Below are 15,807 nucleotides of genomic sequence, written 5' to 3' on the forward strand. Positions count from 1 at the left end.
CTCTCTCCTCTCCCACATATCTCGGTGCCTCAACTCTCACTCTCCCAGGAAACTCGGTCCTGCTTCTCTCTCGTCTCCCACGAAACTCAGCACCCCACCTCTCACGCCTCTCTCGTCTCCCACGCAGCTCATTGCTTCTCCGCTCTCCCCAACACCTCAAGCCTCACCCATTGCGAGCCCCTCACATTCTCGGCCCCCCTGAGGCTTTCCCTGTCCGAAACTCCTCCAACTCCAGCAGCTTCTCCTTATTCACCAATCCACCCCGGTAGCCGGTAAGCGCGCCATTCTTCCCTACTACCCGGTGGCACGGCACCACGATGAGTATCGGGTTAGCGCCAATTGCTGTGCCTACTGCTCTGACTGCGCTTGGTTTATTCAGCGCCTGCGCGATCTCCGAATAGCTGTGCGTCACCCCATGCGGAATCTCATTTAGTGCACGCCACACCCCTTGCTGAAATTCTGTCCCACGCAAATCCAAAGGGAGTGTAAATTCGGTACGTAGTCCACTCAAGTACTCCTCAATTTGGACAAGGTAAGGCTGGAGAACGTCTTCCTTGTCTTCTACCCAGCTATGCTCGGGGAATTGCTTGTGCCCCCAATGAATAGGAGGCTCCGCATCACTCTCATGAAATTGTAGATAGCACAGTCCTCGATCCGTTGCTGCAAGGATGAAATGGCTCTCACTAATACGTACCATCCCCCAGTGAATCAGCTTTTTCCGTTCTGTTTGCATCATCGAACCCTCCTCGGTTATGGTTATGGTTATGGTTATGGTTAGGTGAAGATAGATTGACGGAATTCCGTTGGCGTTAACCCGGTTTTTTTCTGAAACAGTGTGGCAAAATGTGCCGCATTCGGCATCCCCACCTGAACGCCAATCGCGTTCACCGCTTGATCCGTTTCATGCAAAAGCCGCTTAGCCGCCTCGATCCGTACTTGCTGAAGATACATGAGTGGCGTAACGCCCAGCACACGTTTAAAAGTCCTCTGCAAGTGATACACACTGGCATAGAATTGGTCTGCCAAGATGGTGAGCGTCAGCGGCTCGGCATATCGTTCTTCGATATGAGCCTTCATCAGCATCACCCATTCTTCATCCGGCAGCCTGATGCCGTCTGGCCTGCATCTTTTGCAGGGACGATAATTTTCGGCCATAGCCCCTTGGCGATCGATGAAAATCCGAACGTTCTCTCGCTTCGGCGCTCTCGATTTGCAAGAAGGTCTGCAGAAGATCCCGGTTGTCATCACTGCATAATAAAACGTGCCGTCATAGGCCGCATCATTCGTCACAATTGCTTGCCAAAACCGTTCGTGCATCAGCCCTTCACTCCTCTCAGAATCCCTCGCCCTCTACACACAGTATACCCAAACCCAGTTGGCGTTGTAAGGGTGTGAAGATGAGAAAGCAAGATTACAAAAGCCGCTTTCCACGATAATAGAGGAAGAAACTTAATCAGGCAAAGGAGAACTAACTATGCAGCCGTATCAACCTTTTGACCCATCCATCCTCCAATGGTGCGACTTGACGAGCACGCTTAGGCTGCCGATCCCCGAGCCTTTTCGATATGAACAAAATATCGGTTACTTATCCCGCTCCACCAATGAATGTCTTTTTCATGTGGATAACTTGGAGATTTTCAAGCTTATCCAGATTGGGGATAACTCTGTGCTAACTGCTGTCAACAGTGAGGACAACCGTCATCTGCATATTCGTTTGCTGACGAATCAGCAAGCCGCGATAACCCCTGCATTGCGCGAGGAAGTCGCCCGGTATGTGTGGGAATGGTTTGATCTTGGAACTAATCTTGCACCGTTCTACGCGCTAGCCCAGGGTGATCCCATTTTGAGTCAGGTTACGCAAGATTTCTATGGACTGCGACTGATGGGGATTCCTGATCTGTTCGAGGCGATGAGCTGGGGCATTATCGGACAGCAGATCAATCTGACTTTTGCCTATACGCTCAAAAGACGTCTTGTAGAAACGTTCGGCACCCGACTCGATTGGGAGGGGCAGACCTATTGGGCGTTCCCTACGCCGCAGCGGATTGCTGAGCTGACACCTGATGCTTTGACCGTTTTGCAATTCACAGGGAAAAAGGCGGAGTATTTGATCGGTGTTGCCAAGCTGATGGCGGAAGGGCTTTTGTCCAAAGAGGCACTCTTAAGGAAAGAGGATTCCGCCGAAATGGAAAAAGAGCTGCTGCATATTCGCGGCATTGGCCCCTGGACCGCCAATTACGTTTTGATGCGCTGCTTGCGGAACCCCGCGGCGTTCCCACTCGCTGATGTGGGCTTGCACAACGCACTCAAGCATGTGCTTGGCTTGGAGCAGAAGCCTTCTCTCCCCCATATTCAGGAGCTTGCTGAAGGGTGGAGAGGTTGGGAGGCTTATGCCACTTTTTATTTGTGGCGGGTGTTGTATTAATCGGCGCTCCGATCGGGCAATAGGAATCACTGGAGTCGTTTGCGTTTTGAAGCCATCGCCGCTTCAGCTGCCAAAGGAAAAAAGGCGCCCCTCTCGATCTCTCGATCGAAGGGGCAGCCTTTTGGAGTTATTTCTTTTCGGTTGGAGCTGGTGATGCACCAGGCTTCCCAACATGTTTCTGCCCATCATGACGGGGTGGGGCGCTTGGATGCTCTCCGCCTTTGCGTTCGACGAAGCTTTTGAGTTCATCCGTTAAGCTGTCTTTCAGCTTGGCGATAAGCTCATCTTCCGTTATGCCTTTGGCTTGAGCGATTTCGGCAAGTGACTTGCCGGCTTTGCGCTCCGAATTCAACTCTTCTGCGGTGATTCCCAGCACTTTGGCAATTTCTTGCGGATTGCCCCAACTTCCTCCCGGCATACCGCCCGGGCGTTGTCCTGGACTAGGCGCTCCTTTGAAGTTCATGGTCTTCGGCTTAGCCTCGACAACTTTTTTCAAACGCTCCGCCAGATCCGACTTCAGTTTGTCGGCCTGTTCTTGCTTTATTTTACCCGCGCTTAAAGCGTCGTCAATCTTCTTCGTCTCAGCTTCCGTTAATTTGCCAAGGAGAGCTTCCTCTGTCAGATTGGCTTTGTCGAGTGCAATTTGAGCCAGCGTTTTACCTTGCTTGATCTCTTCTTTCAGAACGGACGGGTCGATTCCGAGAATAGCCGCATAATCTTGCGGTCCTTTTCCGAACTCAAAGCCGCCTTTAACAGGTCCGTGTCCTTCAAAGCCTTTATGATTTCGATCCTTGAATGTATCCTTCTGAGCTGCAGGTGTCGCTTTGGCCGTCTCGTCAGCGAATACTTGATTATGCTGAAGCACGAAGCCGCCGCCTAATAGCAATGCTGCTGAGAGCGTACCAATCAGTACTTTCTTGTGAATTTGCTTCATCTTTTACTCCACCTTTTTCATGAATTGGTCGTATTTTCTTCAGTATAAAGGCTAATTGTGAAGAAAATTAGAACTCGTTTTACTTCATGAGAAAAAGATGAGGGACTTGCGCTATGGCCTTCTGGTACGGGTTAGCAAAACAAAGCAAAGGATCGCTCCCACTTCCATCACAGCAATGATAATGCCGAGAGGAACCGCGGTCTGGCTTCCCCCAATACCAACAAGCGGGGCAATGATGCCTCCTATGATAAATGAGAGCAAGCCCAACAACGCTGCCGCGCTGCCTGCCGTCTTCCCTTGGCTCTGGAGTGCTAGAGAGGAGGTTGCTACGGACACTGGACCCACACTGGATACGATGAAGAAAAAAGCCGTCAAAATAACATAAAGCCCCGCGCCTGCAAGGGTCGCGATAAGCAATAAGATGCCGCCAAATGCCGCCATTACAAGCCCACTCGCCAGCAATCGTTCATCGCTTATTTTGCCTGCGAGCCTTCCCGTCACTTGCCCGGCGATGATGACACCGATGCCGTTGATCGCGAAGCACAAGCTGAACATTTGCGGAGAAACTCCAAAAATTTCTTGCAAAACAAACGGCGAACCCGAAATATAGGCAAACATGCCTGCAAAAACGAGCCCTTGCGTTAGCGCATAGCCCATGAACAAACGGTCCGTCAACAAGCCGCGAAACGTTCGCAATGTGTTGGACAGTCCGCCTTTCGAGCGGCGCTCCGGCAGATGGGTTTCTTTTAGCCCAAGCACAACTGCAATGAACATCACCACTCCGATTAAGCTCAGCACAAGGAAGACCCCACGCCAAGAAGTGAACTCCAGCAATTGTCCTCCTATAATAGGAGCAAGAATGGGCGCGGCCCCGTTAACGAGCATGAGCAGCGCGAAAAACTTCGTCATCTCCACCCCTTCGTACATATCCCGGACAATGGCGCGCGAAATAACGATTCCCGCTGCCCCTGCCATCCCCTGCACAAAGCGCAAGAGCAGAAAAAGCCAAATCGACGGTGCAAACATACAAAAAATAGAAGCAAGCGCGTAAATAACAAGCCCGACCAGCAGCGGTATGCGCCTGCCGCGCACATCACTGACCGATCCTGCAATTAGCTGACCTATGGAGAGGCCAATCATGCAGGCTGTTAAGCTCATTTGTGCAAGCGAGGTTGTGGTATGTAGATCGCTCGCGATGACAGGCAGCGCCGGCAGGTACATGTCTAACGAGAGAGGACCGAAGGAAGCCAGCGCACCAAGCACAAGCACGATCCACAAGCGAATCGGACGACTAGAAGAAAGGCTCGCTTGAGAAGCCATTGGATTGGACATAGATGATCACAACTTTCATTAAGTAGTTAATTTAAGCTAACATTGGCTGTTGATTTTGTCTAGAGGGAGTTGCGTCAGCAAATCATGTTATGGACCGTCTATCCAAAAGCGACTGCTTCGCTTCTCTCCGACTGTTTAACTTCATCGTTAGTGCCGACCCTAACAGGGCTGCGCCCGTTATGATAAAAACAAATTGAATGCTGATCCATCCTCCAAGCAGCCCGCCAATCAGCGGCCCTGCCATCATGCCAAACTGGTTTGCAGTTTGATTTAAGCTGATCGCTCTGCCACGGAATTCGCTATCGGCATATTGGACAATAAGTGCATTTAATGCTGGATAAACTGCAGCAAAAAACAAGCCATAGCTAAACCTCAACAAGCCAAACACAATGAGATTATGCGTGCCTAACTGCAAAAGATTTCCGATGCCTCCGCCTATTAATCCAATATAAAGCGTTTTGTCATAGCCGATTCGCTGTCCGATGATTCCCCACCTAGACCCCATAATGACGGTAGCTACACCTACGGCTGAGAAAATGATGCCTGAGCTCAGGGATGCCCCCTTGGCACTGCCGCCAATCTCAACCACGTAGAGCGTCAGCAACGGCTCCAAAACCATAACAGACGTCGCCACTATTAGCGTCATGCTGAAAATCCGCATCAACTGCTTGTTGCCTGCGGCTTGTTTCAAATCGTCTAGAACGCTGGGCCGAGCCCCTTTAGGCTTGTCATGGACTTCTTTCACCCAAATGAGGGCAATCGCTGCGGATATGAGCATGATGCAGCCAGACAAGACAAAGCATTCCCGTGTTCCAACCCAATGGCTTAGCAAACCGCCAACCAACGGACCGAGAATACCGCCAGTTGCCGTCGCCGTCGACATTACGCTCAAAGCGTAGCCCACCTGTTTATCCGGCGTATTCGTGCCAAACAACGCAATAGCAGCAGGAATAAACCCTGCCATCAGCCCCTGCAAAATTCTAACAATAATAAAGATATAGGGATCATGTACAAAAAATGTAATGAAATAAACCACACATAGGCTAAATCCGGATCGGATCAGCATGGGCTTCCTGCCATATTTGTCCGCTAACGATCCCCAATAGGGCGCGATCAAGGCGCTCGCCAAAAAGCCAACTGAAAAGGTCACTCCCGACCAAGCCTCAACATCACTATGAATGCCCAGCTCTTCCTGCAAAAAAAGTGGAATAAAAGGTATCGAAAGCGTATAAGCCATCCCACAAAAAAATACACCAATCCATAAAATAAACAGATTACGTTTCCAGCGGAATTCCATGCTTTCACCACCTAAAGTAAAATTAGTTGCAACTGCCACTAAATTTACCATTGCCTTCTCGAACCTGTCAAACAAGGATCAATAGAAGTTTTTTATCCAAAATGCTCTTTAATAGTCTAATGAAAGAAAACTTTTCTGCCGATGAGCAGACTCAAGAATGCTGCCACAGCGCTGAAAAAAAGCCTCTAACCACTCTTTTCAGAGCAGCCAGAGGCTTTATTTATGTGCTTACTTGGTTACATTAACCGTCAACTTGTCACTCGAGGTAACGCCGCCCGCATTGACCAGTTCACTGCGGTACTCGTACACGCCAACGGCTTTGCCCGTAATTGTCGTTACAGCGCTTTGTGCGTTAGGTGAAGCTGCTTTGAGAGTCTTCGTATCCACGAGGACACCGTTTTCGTACAAACGATACTCCGTCGCATTCGTTCCCCACCACATGTTCATGCTTACTTTGTAGTTGCCGTCCCCATCCCAATTATCTTGGGACAATACTGGTTTGCCTGGGGAAGCGTCTGTGATAGTCACTACCAGCGGACTGCTTGTTGTTGTTCCAAAAGAATTGATAAGTTCACTTGTATACGTATAAGTGCCGTTTCCTTTACCCTTCACATCCACTTTAGCTAATTGCGCCGCAGGAGAAACGTCCGTCAAAGCTTGTGTGCTAATGAGTACGCCATTCTCGTAGAGTTTGAAAACGGAGCCGTTGTTGCCCCACCACATGTTCATCGTTACTGTGTAGTTGCCGTCTTTGATGCCGGATTGCCCATTGTTATCGGATAAAACAGGACTACCTGGCGCTCCGACAGACAGTGGCTTCGCAACGGAGATGGTTACTGCATTCGTTTGTACCGTTTTACCATTCAACGTTACGGAAGCTGTAATTTGCGCAGTACCATTCGCAACTGCACGAACAACTCCATGCGCATCTACAGCAGCTACTGCCGCATTCGTTGAACTGTAGACTACTGCTGCACCGCTTAAATCTGCTGGCGCTCCATTGCTCAATGTACCAGTGAGACTCGTAGCTGTCGTTTCACCTGGTTTCAATGACGTTTGTGCTGCTGAAAGCGCAGCTTGACTAAACGTTACACCCGTTCCGACATTGAACGCTTGCGATGCTTGCGTCACGTTGCCAGCAGCATCCGTTACATGATATTGCACGGTATGCTGACCTACTGCCAAGCTGCCAGCGGCAATCGTTTGACCGCTAGTAATCGCGTTGCCATCCAGCGTCAACGTTTGTTCAGCTACACCTGATAGCGCATCTGAAGCGGCTAATTCAAATTTCAATGTGTTCGCATCGGTTACATTCCCAACCGCATGACCGGATTCTGTTAATACAGCCGTTGGCGCTGTTTTGTCCAATTTGATTTGCAGCGTTTGAGCAGCTTCTGCATTGCCCGCAGCATCTGTTGAGAAGAACCCAACCGTGTTAAGACCTTCCGTTTGAACGACAAATGGGCTTGTATACGCAGTTGAAGCGCCACTGTTAAGGCTATAATTCGTTGTTACTGCGCCAGCTTGATTATCCACTGTGCTAAGTGTGACTGTCACATCATCTTTGAACCAGCCTTGAGCATTCGCCGTGCTGGATAATGCAGCTGTTGTTACCGGTGCCGTCGTATCCGCCTGTGCTGAGAAATCACTTAGCCCTCTTGGCTTCAGTTGGTATACACCTTTGAAGATCGCTGCCACACCTTTGATGTTAACTGTTTGTCCAACCTGATAAGGGAATGTGCTTTGCGATAAGCCTGTGCGCGTATCTACACGAACATGCGTACTTGCTGCACCATTCACCGCATCGAACTCAAAAGATCCCGCTGGTGTTGCGCTGATAATATTGCTTATTGTCACGTTGTCCAGCTCGACCAGCTGCCCTTGGTTATCAGCTCCCACCGCTGTCACAACAGCTGGTGCAGGAACTTCTGAAGCGCCGGTCTTGGCAATGGCTACAGGATCTGTTAGCTCTAGCTCGGTATTGTAAAGGGCCGTAGAAGCCGTTACTTTCACCTTATCACCGAGGTGGAAACCGCTAAGGCTTTGGAACACATAAATTCCGCCAGTAGCATCCTGCAAATAGAACGCTTGCCCGCCAAAAGCACCAGGCTCCGTCGTGACTACACCCTCGACCGTTACTAATGTGCCTGCAGACTTACCGCGTGCATCCGAAATAGCAATCTTGGCCGGAATCGGGTTTTGCTCTTCTGGCAGCGGTTCTGCCGGAACGTTGGCGATTGTGACGCCTTCTGTTTTCAAGTTCGTGCCGTTTTGGCGAAGCCGCAAGTTAGCCGCCGCCGCCGTACCTGGCTTAATACGAACGTTCAGATCCTTGTAAGCATGACCGTTAATATCCGAGGTCAGACTGAATGTTGAGCTGTACCCATAAGCAGTAGGCCATGTGCCGTCTGCATTCTGAATCATTGCCACCTGTGCTCCGCCGGTTACCAGATAAACGCCAGCGCTGTATCCCGTTACGGTTGTTGCAGCAGGCAAGTTGTCAATCACGACACGGATTTGAAAGTCCTCCGCATTTGGCAATGTAGCTTGATGCACGAAGCTGTACGCAGCGCTCGCCGTTGCGGTTGGCCCGCCATAGGAGCCCGGTTTAAATGTGCTGCGATCGTACCACTTGTAGCCTGCATCTGGTGCTGCCCAAGGCTCTGGCTGCGGTTCTGTGGAAGCAGCAGGTGCTTCAAACGGCAGCAGGGCCGTCGGTTGATCCAGCTGAAGGCCGCTTACCTCAGTCAGGCTTGTGTAGCTTTCTTTCTTGGAAAGCCAGTTCACCATATTGACGAGCAGCGTACCGTCATTCACTTCTTTGAAGCCATCATAGGTCGTCTTTTTGGCGCCTGTATCTTCACGCAAATATTTCGGCGTCGCATCTTCAACCGGTGAAGAATCCCCGATGAAGCCGGCCTTGCCTGCGCCAGCTTTTGCTACCGCTACATAAGGACCCTCGGCAATGCCGCCGCCATTGTATACACCTTGGTCAACTGCATTCGCCCAAGCTGCGTTCGTTTGCGGCAAGTAGACAATGCCTTTGGCTTTGGTTGGATCAACGATCGCAAGTGTTGATCCCGCATGCATCGCCACTTTGGAAACGCCGGTCGTAATGCCAAAAGCTTGCTCTGGCGCTACGATTTGATTCGCATCAATATCGCCCAAAGCATTGTATCGGAAACGCAATCCGAATTGCGTCGCTAGCCAATCTGAGCTGGCAACATCCTGCATAGCAGATGAAGCACTTTCTTCGGCACTCATGCCTTTGGCCGGATTCGTCCATGCTCCACGGCGATAGCCGTTGAATACTTCCGAACCATCCCAGCGGTTCTTGTTGCGGTCTGCATTATAATGATCTCCGATGAAGAAGATGCTGCCGCCTCCCTGGACATATTGTGCCAGCGCAGCTTGTTCACTTGTTTTGTAAGGGACATTGGATTCTGCAACTACAAATACATCATAGCCGCTCAAATCACTCAATGTTATCGGAGTTGTTTTGCGAAGTTCTTTCACATAATACCCGTTGTTCGCCAAAGCATTGGCAAAATCCGAAAATCCGCCGTCGATAACCCAATCCGCTGCACCAGCCGTTTGCTCATGCGTGTTGTCGAACAATACTTTTTTACCTGCATTTTCGTTCACGACTTTGGCTTCAATAAATGGAGCCGGATCGCTCGGTCCCTCGGCCATTACGACCTGCAGCGGACTTGTAATCAAGACCTGCAGCGGTAACGCTACTGTTAAAGCGAGTGCTGATTTTACTAGTTTTGCTTTCCATCTTGCTAACCTACTCATTACGATTCCTCCTTAGCGTGGGCTGAGTCAAAAACAGTGACATAAGTTATGACTTCAACGATAGACAAGCCATGTTCCGCCCTTTATTTTACCATGGTTCAAAAAGGAATAGTGAGTTTTTTTTGTAAATATAAGGGGGTTTGTTTAGAGCGACAAACCTCTTGTTACTTTTACACGCATCCAATTGGCTTGCCCTCCGAAAGCTCGCTACCCGATGCTCTGTATAGTTCATACATATCGGTTTCGATCAAATGTAACCGCATCCATTCTTTTCGAGATCAAAGCGAGGCCCAGGATGGGGTAACTAAAATGCGATGCGATGTTTACGTGGCTAATTTTGATATTTGAATGGTGGGAGCGCAGCGCTCATTGGAGTGTTATTGAGACGGACTTTGAGGACGGCTCGATGGTGGTGCTTTTTATGCGCTGGAGACTGCCTTTTCGGCAGGCTCGTCTGGCTCTTGGCGGGGTTTGGCTTCGTTCGGACCTCGAGACTGCCTTTTTGGCAGGCTCGGCTTGCTCTTGAGCGGTTTTTGCCTGTTTTGGACCTTGAGACAGCCTTTTTCGCAGGCTCAGCGGGGGGTTGGTGCTTTTTATGCGCTGAGACTGCCTTTTTGGCAGGCTCGGCTGGCTCTTGAGCGGTTTTTGCCTGTTTTGGACCTTGAGACAGCCTTTTTCGCAGGCTCAGCGGGGGGTTGGTGCTTTTTATGCGCTGAGACTGCCTTTTTGGCAGGCTCGGCTTGCTCTTGAGCGGTTTTTGCCTGTTGCGGACCTCGAGACGGCCTTTTTCGCAGGCTCAGCGGGGGGTTGGTGCTTCTTATGCGCTGAGACTGCCTTTTCGGCAGGCTCAGTTTGTTTGAATTTGTTTTAGGGGGGTTACGGGTTACGGGTTACGAGTTACGAGTTACGAGTTACGTCTTACGAGTTACGTCTTCCGAGTTTCCGAGTTTCTGTGCTTCCGCACTTCAAGCCTCCAAACTGCCTTCCCCTAGCTCCAAGCTCTCCCTCTAACCCTCATCGCAACCAGCCACCCCCAGGCCGCGCCAGCCCCACTACCCCTGCTGAGCGCCCTTGGACTGTCCGCGGAATACATTTGGCACGAAGCCCGTGTGTGCTTTGAACAATTTGCCGAAATAGTTTTTGTTTTCGTAGCCGAGCATGTCGGAGATCTGTTCCACCGTTTTATCGGTGATTTCGAGCAGTTCTTTGGCTTTCTCCATTTTCATCCGAGTGACGTATTCGATGAAGTTCTCGCCGGTTTCCTTCTTGAATAAGCGGCTGAGATAGCTCGGATGCAGATGCAGATGTGCCGCGGCATCCTCGAGCGAGACCTTCGTGTGCAAGTTGTGATAAACGAAGCGCTGGCACTCCAGAATTTCACGATTGTGAGATTCGCGGTAGACTTGGCCTGCCCACTTGATGGCTTGCTGCAGATAATCCTTCAGCCACAGCTCGAGCTCGCGGATCGATGATATTTCGTGGACATCATGATGCAGCAGCTCGGAGGAAAAGGTAGACTGATAATGCTGAAGCGATTTCAGACGCATCCGCACATCGAGGATCATTTTCAGGAGCCATTCCTTTACCTCTACTGGCCGAAACCTGTGATATTGAATGAAGTCAATCCACTTCGAGACATAAACATCAACCAAATCGAGTCGTTCATCGAATACCACGTTTCGAAACTCGTCCAGTGTCGCAGCGTATTGCGCTAAGAGCAAGCCTCCATCCCCAAAGCCATCTCTGACACTTTCCAGGGCGAGCACAGAGGATTCCGGCAAATAAAACCGCATGTTCTTCACTTCGGCCATTCGGATCAATTGATCCTTGAGCGAGCGCGGATCCTTGGCGGGTTTACCCGTTAAGAAGGAGAAGGACATCTTCACATACTGCTGCAGGCAGCTTTGCAGATGTCTTAGCGTCTGCTCCACTTTCTGGGTGTTGTTGACATGCAGCTTGGCGTAATGAGGAAACAACAAAATGATTTCTCCTGTATCATAGGTGAACAGCGCGGTATCCATCTGATCGACCAGCAGCTCTTCCACGATATTCTCGATGGTGTACTCAAACAGATCCTTGGATTGAAACCGGTGATCTGCCTCTTTCATCCGATTCACATAGCCGAATACCGGCAGCACGCCATGCTGCCCAAGCCGAATGCCGAATCCCTCGGCTTTCCCAATCCATTCCTCCGCATCAAAGAGCGGTTCATTTACCGTGCTTCGGATAAAATGCCGCTTCGCCGAGCTGCGGTTCAGGGCAGCCTCTTTCTCTAGCTTGAGACTCTTGGACAGGACCCCGCTCTCCACATCCAACTGTTCCTTTAACCTTTTTAACATCTCGGAAATGTTCGTTGCATTCATCGTTTCTTTCAGCACATATTCACTCACCGACAATTTCACTGCCGCTTGCGCATATTGAAAGTCATCGTGACAGGAAAGAATAACCGCCTTCACATGAGGATGCACATCCCGCATCCCGCCAATAAGCTCCAATCCGTTCATCTCGGGCATGCCAATATCGCTGATGAGTACATCCATTTTGCCCAATCGTCCCGCTTCAAGCGCATCCAACGGATTCTCATAAGCGCCAGCCAGGTGAAATCCGAGCTTGTTCCATTCAATCGCCGTGGTCAGAAATTCCAGAACCGGTAAATCGTCATCCACAATCATTATTTCGTACATACTACCCCTCCATCCGAGCCTGCTGCGGAAAGCGCAATACAATCTGCGTGCCTTGTCCCTGCTCACTGCTAATTTCAAAATCGAATCGATGACCATATATTAAACGCAGCCGTTCAAAGACATTATGAAGACCGATCCCCGACAACGCCGGGCTGGTCGTTTCTTCGCTAAACGGATTCGGAATATCCAAATAATTACGCAACGTGGCCAGCCGTTCAGGCGACATCCCGATCCCTGAATCCCTGACCTCCACCTGCAGCCTGCCATCTTCACAGATTCTGGAAGCAATCGTAATTTCTCCGGATTTACTTTTGAGCCCATGAATATAAGCATTCTCAATAAGCGGTTGCAGCATGAATCGCGGTATTTCCAAAAGAAGCGTGTCAGAAGCTGCCGAGATATGCAAAACGATGCGATCCCCATGCCGAGAATTCAGAAGCCGGACATAATGCTCATTGATCTCAATCTCCTCATGCAGCGGAATGTAAGCATTATTGCGGTTGATCGTCATACGCAAGAGCGAGGACAACGAACTGAGCAGCTCGGCATTCTCCGAATCACCCTTCATCATGATTTTCAAGCGGATAGAATTAAGTACATTAAACAAGAAATGCGGATTAATTTGCGCTTGGAGCATCGCCAGCTCGGCTTCGCGCTTTAGTTCCTGCTCATGACGATTCTCTTCGATCATATGCTCAATGCGGTCAATCATCCGGTCAAAAACATAACCAAGACGGCCAACCTCATCTCCCCCGCTAATATTGGAGCGCTCACTGAGCTGACCGGATTCAATTCGGACGACGGTTTGGACAAGCCGCGCAATCGGTTTGGTCAGGGTGCGCACCATATAGAGAAGAACGATGGCGAACAAGAGCAAAAAGAAGATCTGAATAAAGAAGTCCGTCTTACGGAATGTCTCAATCTTTTGCGCTGCCGTTTTGTAAGGACTCAGACTTACAAGCCGCCAATCCGGCGTGACTTGATTGCTAAGCAGAATATAATCTTCCCCGGCTACCTTCACGAAGGAAGAACCATCCTCCGGAGGAAGCTGATCCTGATAAGCGAATTGCGTACCGATCTTATCTGAATCCTTATCGACGATGATGCGCCCATTTTGGTCAATGATGACCATGGATTCATTATTTTTATATTGATCAAACAACTGCTGGAGCGTGTTCATTTCCAGTCCTACAATTACATACCCATAGGTGATATCATTTATGCGGATCGGCTTGGCGGCTGCCAGCAAATAAGGCTGACTTGTCGTACGACTGTAGTTGGGCTCAGCGCCAATCCATTTCACGTTATACCCGGAAATTTGCTCCACGGCAGGAAACCACTCTGTTTTCAGAAAATCATTTGGATTAAAGTAAAATGTCGTGTAAGAAGCCACATACTCATGGTTCGGAAGCAACAGGGTCACATTCAGATTGCCGAACGTATCGATAACCGTGCTGATTCGATTCATGATCGTTTGCTTGTACTGTAGAATATCGCCTTGCTTCGTTTCCGCGTTCGCTCTGCCTAAATCACGAATCGAGGGCTGCAGCTTTTCATCGAATTGAATGAAATTCATCACATAAATCATATTTTTTAATTGTCCGTTGACAATCTGATTCACAATACGCATGGATTCGATGGAGTTATCTGTCACTTGCGACTTCACCGCATCCCGTGTCAAAAGATTGGAGACATTCATGGAAACCAGAGATGGCAGAACGAGACAAATCAGAATCGTCAGCACCAATTTATTGCGAAGCGATAAAGTTCGAGTCCAATTCGGCACTGCCGCACACGCCTTCCTTTCGAATATAGCAGAATGAAAATAGGAAAAAGAGGAGCCTTAGGCCTCCTCTTTTCAGTATACCAATAATCGTTAACGATTACTTGGCATTGCTTTTACGGATATCTTCTAATTTGGTTTTCGCTGTCGTAATCGTTTTCTCCAAATCTTGCTTGCCTGTCAAGAACAGCTCCACTTGCGTTAAATATTCTTTCTCTTGTTGAAGCGCGTAAGTTGGAGGTACAACCAGTTTCGTTGCTTTGTTCACTTTCAGTGTAGCCAGCAAGGAGTCTTTATCAATCATAGCCACTTGATCTGGTTTGCCGCTTTTCAAGATCGCATCTACGTTCTTGCTGATGTCGGCTTTTTTCCAACCGGAGAAGAACAGACCTTGTGTTTGGATACCTTCTGTTGTGTACCATTTTACGAAGTCATAAGCCGCTTGCTTGTTTTTGGAATTCGCAGCAACACCCATGAAGTCAGCGCCAACTTCCGTTAAACCATTCGTATCTTTGGCATCATACTTCGGATATGGAGCAAATACAGTTTTGAACTTCGCGTTCAGCGCCAGTTCGCCAACCATCCAGTTGCCTGTTGCCAACATCGCTGTTTTGCCGCCGTAGAAGACGTCGCGGTAAGCCATTTTTTGCGAAACAACTTCAAAGTAAGGAACGGATGTTTTATCTACGTTTTCCAATTTGTTGCGCAAATCAAGGGAATAACGCACTTTAGGATTGTCGATGTTTTGCGTGCCATCGGATTTCACGAGATACGGGTTATCCATATCATTGTTCAAAGCCAAGAGCGCATAGTCTTTCCAGTTGTGGAAATAGGAACCGTACGTTTTCGCAGCACCTTCGCCTTTAGTCAGCTTTTTAGCGTACTCTGCGTAATCATTCCAAGTCCAGTCCGTAGGAACAGGCAATTTCGCTTCGTCCAATTTGTCTTTGTTCAAGAGAACGAACCATTCAATCATTTTACCTGGCAGCGCATAGTATTTCCCATTTACAACCGGATCAATTTTATATTCATCTTTGACGACAATGTTATCTTTCTTCAAATACTCATCAAGCGGTTCCAAAATGCCTGCGCCAACACGTTGAGCGAAATCGGATGCGCTGGAGTACATAACAACGTCCATTTGCTCACCGGAAGCCGCCAACAAATCTAGTTTTTTCATACCTTCTTGTGAATCGCCTTTTTCAGACATTCCTTCATATACGACTTTCACATTCGGGTGTGTTTTATTGTAAGCTTCAACAGTAGCATTCCAGTTTCCTTGTGCTTCGGTGTACCAAGCTTGTACTTTAATTGTAACTGGTGCTTTATTAGGAGCTGCACTTGCCGCTGCCGTAGCTGCCCCAGCACCTTTATCTGTTGCAGCTGGCGTTTCTGATTTGCCGCAGCCTGCAAGCGCTGTACTGATAGCCAAGATACCACTTAGAACTAATAAACTCTTTTTCATAGGATCCCCTCCAAAATGATTATCGTTTTATGAAAACCTTTACATCTCGATCGTAACAAACCTGTTTCCCACAAACGAGGCACTATTTT

General features: G+C 49.1%; 11 protein-coding genes. 2 read left to right on the forward strand and 9 right to left on the reverse strand.

Going from position 1 to position 15,807, the window contains the following annotated elements; all coding sequences use genetic code 11:
* Nucleotides 1-181 precede the first annotated feature (181 nt).
* Together HQN90_RS25105 and HQN90_RS25110 are read right to left on the reverse strand one after the other, a co-directional pair.
* Nucleotides 182-736 (reverse strand): methylated-DNA--[protein]-cysteine S-methyltransferase, encoded by a 555-nt coding sequence (locus HQN90_RS25105; protein ID WP_338042380.1) that lies wholly within the window; start codon nucleotides 734-736, stop codon nucleotides 182-184.
* 38 nt (nucleotides 737-774) lie between these two features.
* Nucleotides 775-1,317 carry a bifunctional transcriptional activator/DNA repair enzyme AdaA gene (locus HQN90_RS25110; RefSeq protein WP_173223811.1) on the reverse strand — a complete coding sequence of 181 codons (543 nt, stop codon included), beginning with the start codon at nucleotides 1,315-1,317 and terminating at the stop codon, nucleotides 775-777.
* Nucleotides 1,318-1,474: 157 nt separating this feature from the next.
* On the opposite strand from HQN90_RS25110, the gene HQN90_RS25115 reads away from it, so the two are divergent.
* Complete coding sequence (locus HQN90_RS25115; protein ID WP_173223813.1) at nucleotides 1,475-2,425, forward strand: DNA-3-methyladenine glycosylase 2; 951 nt, start codon at nucleotides 1,475-1,477, stop codon at nucleotides 2,423-2,425.
* Nucleotides 2,426-2,552: 127 nt separating this feature from the next.
* Here the strand turns inward: HQN90_RS25115 and HQN90_RS25120 are convergent, their stop codons facing one another.
* The 4 genes from HQN90_RS25120 to HQN90_RS25135 form a co-directional block, all read right to left on the reverse strand.
* Nucleotides 2,553-3,359 (reverse strand): hypothetical protein, encoded by an 807-nt coding sequence (locus HQN90_RS25120; protein WP_173223815.1) that lies wholly within the window; start codon nucleotides 3,357-3,359, stop codon nucleotides 2,553-2,555.
* Nucleotides 3,360-3,470: 111 nt separating this feature from the next.
* Nucleotides 3,471-4,691: a multidrug effflux MFS transporter gene (locus HQN90_RS25125; RefSeq protein WP_173223817.1), complete on the reverse strand. Its 1,221-nt coding sequence runs from the start codon at nucleotides 4,689-4,691 to the stop codon at nucleotides 3,471-3,473.
* A gap of 82 nt (nucleotides 4,692-4,773) precedes the next feature.
* Nucleotides 4,774-5,988 (reverse strand): MFS transporter, encoded by a 1,215-nt coding sequence (locus tag HQN90_RS25130; RefSeq protein ID WP_173223819.1) that lies wholly within the window; start codon nucleotides 5,986-5,988, stop codon nucleotides 4,774-4,776.
* A 228-nt stretch (nucleotides 5,989-6,216) separates the two neighbouring features.
* Complete coding sequence (locus HQN90_RS25135; protein ID WP_173223821.1) at nucleotides 6,217-9,786, reverse strand: OmpL47-type beta-barrel domain-containing protein; 3,570 nt, start codon at nucleotides 9,784-9,786, stop codon at nucleotides 6,217-6,219.
* A gap of 319 nt (nucleotides 9,787-10,105) precedes the next feature.
* On the opposite strand from HQN90_RS25135, the gene HQN90_RS25140 reads away from it, so the two are divergent.
* Nucleotides 10,106-10,312, forward strand: a complete 207-nt coding sequence (locus HQN90_RS25140; protein ID WP_173223823.1) for a hypothetical protein — start codon at nucleotides 10,106-10,108, stop codon at nucleotides 10,310-10,312.
* 526 nt (nucleotides 10,313-10,838) lie between these two features.
* On the opposite strand, the gene HQN90_RS25145 is transcribed toward HQN90_RS25140, so the two are convergent.
* From HQN90_RS25145 to HQN90_RS25155, 3 genes are all read right to left on the reverse strand, one after another.
* Nucleotides 10,839-12,470, reverse strand: a complete 1,632-nt coding sequence (locus HQN90_RS25145) for a helix-turn-helix domain-containing protein (RefSeq protein ID WP_173223825.1) — start codon at nucleotides 12,468-12,470, stop codon at nucleotides 10,839-10,841.
* 1 nt (nucleotide 12,471) lies between these two features.
* Nucleotides 12,472-14,256, reverse strand: a complete 1,785-nt coding sequence (locus HQN90_RS25150; protein ID WP_173223827.1) for a histidine kinase — start codon at nucleotides 14,254-14,256, stop codon at nucleotides 12,472-12,474.
* Between the two features lie 97 nt (nucleotides 14,257-14,353).
* Nucleotides 14,354-15,718, reverse strand: a complete 1,365-nt coding sequence (locus tag HQN90_RS25155; protein ID WP_173223829.1) for an ABC transporter substrate-binding protein — start codon at nucleotides 15,716-15,718, stop codon at nucleotides 14,354-14,356.
* Nucleotides 15,719-15,807: the final 89 nt, after the last annotated feature.

The organism is Paenibacillus alba, from assembly GCF_013204855.1.
In the GTDB taxonomy this organism is placed as follows: domain Bacteria; phylum Bacillota; class Bacilli; order Paenibacillales; family NBRC-103111; genus Paenibacillus_E; species Paenibacillus_E alba.

What these genes read in the sequence shown, in the direction of transcription:
- HQN90_RS25105 (WP_338042380.1), bottom strand. Translation starts at nt 736, where the DNA reads ATGATGCAAACAGAACGGAAAAAGCTGATTCACTGGGGGATGGTACGT.
- HQN90_RS25110 (WP_173223811.1), bottom strand. Translation starts at nt 1,317, where the DNA reads ATGCACGAACGGTTTTGGCAAGCAATTGTGACGAATGATGCGGCCTAT.
- HQN90_RS25115 (WP_173223813.1), top strand. Translation starts at nt 1,475, where the DNA reads ATGCAGCCGTATCAACCTTTTGACCCATCCATCCTCCAATGGTGCGAC.
- HQN90_RS25120 (WP_173223815.1), bottom strand. Translation starts at nt 3,359, where the DNA reads ATGAAGCAAATTCACAAGAAAGTACTGATTGGTACGCTCTCAGCAGCA.
- HQN90_RS25125 (WP_173223817.1), bottom strand. Translation starts at nt 4,691, where the DNA reads ATGTCCAATCCAATGGCTTCTCAAGCGAGCCTTTCTTCTAGTCGTCCG.
- HQN90_RS25130 (WP_173223819.1), bottom strand. Translation starts at nt 5,988, where the DNA reads ATGGAATTCCGCTGGAAACGTAATCTGTTTATTTTATGGATTGGTGTA.
- HQN90_RS25135 (WP_173223821.1), bottom strand. Translation starts at nt 9,786, where the DNA reads ATGAGTAGGTTAGCAAGATGGAAAGCAAAACTAGTAAAATCAGCACTC.
- HQN90_RS25140 (WP_173223823.1), top strand. Translation starts at nt 10,106, where the DNA reads ATGTTTACGTGGCTAATTTTGATATTTGAATGGTGGGAGCGCAGCGCT.
- HQN90_RS25145 (WP_173223825.1), bottom strand. Translation starts at nt 12,470, where the DNA reads ATGTACGAAATAATGATTGTGGATGACGATTTACCGGTTCTGGAATTT.
- HQN90_RS25155 (WP_173223829.1), bottom strand. Translation starts at nt 15,718, where the DNA reads ATGAAAAAGAGTTTATTAGTTCTAAGTGGTATCTTGGCTATCAGTACA.